General features: G+C 50.6%; 4 protein-coding genes. All 4 read left to right on the plus strand.

What is annotated here, in order from left to right; genetic code table 11:
* A partial coding sequence (locus tag VGA08_03950; protein HEX9679745.1) for a hypothetical protein occupies positions 1–308 on the plus strand: 308 nt, incomplete at its 5' end.
* A 6-nt stretch (positions 309–314) separates the two neighbouring features.
* Positions 315–884 carry an isoprenylcysteine carboxylmethyltransferase family protein gene (locus VGA08_03955; GenBank protein ID HEX9679746.1) on the plus strand — a complete coding sequence of 190 codons (570 nt, stop codon included), beginning with the start codon at positions 315–317 and terminating at the stop codon, positions 882–884.
* A 42-nt stretch (positions 885–926) separates the two neighbouring features.
* Complete coding sequence (locus tag VGA08_03960; protein HEX9679747.1) at positions 927–1,355, plus strand: ribonuclease HI family protein; 429 nt, start codon at positions 927–929, stop codon at positions 1,353–1,355.
* A 163-nt stretch (positions 1,356–1,518) separates the two neighbouring features.
* Positions 1,519–1,943, plus strand: a 425-nt coding sequence (locus VGA08_03965; protein ID HEX9679748.1) for a hypothetical protein, incomplete at its 3' end; no start/stop codon positions are given.

Raw genomic sequence — 1,943 nt, forward strand, 5'->3', positions numbered from 1 at the left:
ATTCCCAGTTCATTCTTTTTGTGGATCGGTACTGGGACTTGACCAATCTGTCCCGCTTTGTGCAACCGGTACACAACATCTTCCTCCTGATCCTGGCCGAAACCGGGTTGATTGGGACGGTCTTACTCTTGAATATATTGATGTTGCCCATCCTGAAGACCTGGAAAACTTTGGACATCCGCGTTCAGTTGGCCTGGCTCGTCATCCTGATCACCGGGCTCTTCGACCATTACTGGTGGAGTCTCCAAGCCGGCCAACTCACTCTATTCTTGACGTTGGGCCTGACCTTGGCTAGAATGGAGAGGTAGCGAATTATGTCCCGTATCCATCTGTTCTTCACCCAGTTTTTCGGCTACCTCTGGCACTTGGTTCTTTTCGTTGTCATACTACCGTTTATTCTGATCGAGTTGGCCCAGGGCCTCGATTACCTAATATTCAACAGCCTGCTAAATTTCGATTACCTGACCTGGGCCAACTTCATTCCAACCGAGGTTGCCAACCTGACCGCACTCGCGGTCGCCGCCTTTGGTCTGCTGATTATCATCGAGTCTTCAATCACACTCTACCAGGAAGCACACACCTTCCCGTTCAATTCACTCCCACATGACGAGATGACCCCCCGACAACTCTCCACCAGCGGCTGGTACGCGCGTGTGCGACACCCGATGATCTTCGGGTATCTAATGGCATTGGTCGGAGTCGCCGTTTATCTTAAGTCGCCGACACTGCTCTTGTGGTGGATCCCGATCGCGGCCGTCGGACTGCTCGAGTACGCACTCATGGTCGAGGAACGCCAGCTCAAACAATGGTTCGGTGAAGACTACATCAAGTACCAAAAACAAGTGCCGCCGCTCGTCCCGAAGTTCTTGAGACGGACGACTTAGACATCTACACAATAATCTATTCATCTCTGCTAGAATGCAGGTATGGGGATTGAGATTTATACGGATGGTGGCGCGCGGGGAAATCCCGGTTCGGCCGCGGCCGGAGTGGTGATAGTGACAGAAAAGACCGAGTATCAATCCGGTTACTACCTGGGCGAAAGAACCAACAACCAGGCCGAGTATCTGGCGTTGATCCTGGCCCTCGAGCAACTCAATCAACTTGAAGATGCTAAACAGATCAACCACCAAGACCTGACTACACTCAATGTTTACTTAGACTCCGAGCTCGTCGTCAAACAGCTCAACCACGAATACAAAGTCAAAGATCCTGATCTACAAAAGCTCAATCAACAAGTTCAAGCTTTAGCCAAGGCTTTCTCTATGATAAAATTCAAACACATACCCAGAGAAGAGAACCGGCGGGCCGACGCGATCGTCAACCAGGTTCTCGACCTACAAATAGGGCTATAGCAAGTCTAAAACAAAATGACGGTTTCAAAAATTTCGCCGTCTACAATTTGTGCAGTGAGCAACGATCATTGATCAATAATAATTATAAGAACGGTTTGCGAACCAACAATTTTGTAGACAAGAAATTTACCGACATTTTGTTTTGAGTCCAATATTTTTAACTATGGAGCTTAAAGAACTTGTCCAACTACTCAAAACTCACTCGTCCGTGGTCATCGGTTTTGGCCTGGCGGTTGGATTGCTCGCCGGACTGGCCGTGCGATCTTACTCGCCGCACTTTGTCGCCAGTTTTAACTTGCATGTCTCGAAAAGCCCCGAAGTCTCGGTTGATAACTATAACTACGATGGCTTTTACGCCCAGCAGGTAGCCGAAGGCTACATCGACACCGTCGTCGGACTGCTCGAGAGCCGGGAGCTATTGGTGCAAGCTTTGGCCCAAACCGGTCTCGACCCGGCTTCTGCCGGCCGATACCGCCAATCCATCACCGTCCAAAAAGTTGCTCCCCAACTCATCCGTTTAGAAGTCAGCCGCCGCGGCCAGGACGAGGCGGCTCGTCTAACCCAGGCGCTGGCTCAAGCCGCACAGGA

It is taken from the genome of Candidatus Saccharimonadales bacterium (assembly GCA_036397795.1).
Taxonomy (GTDB): Bacteria; Patescibacteriota; Saccharimonadia; order Saccharimonadales; family DASWIF01; genus DASWIF01.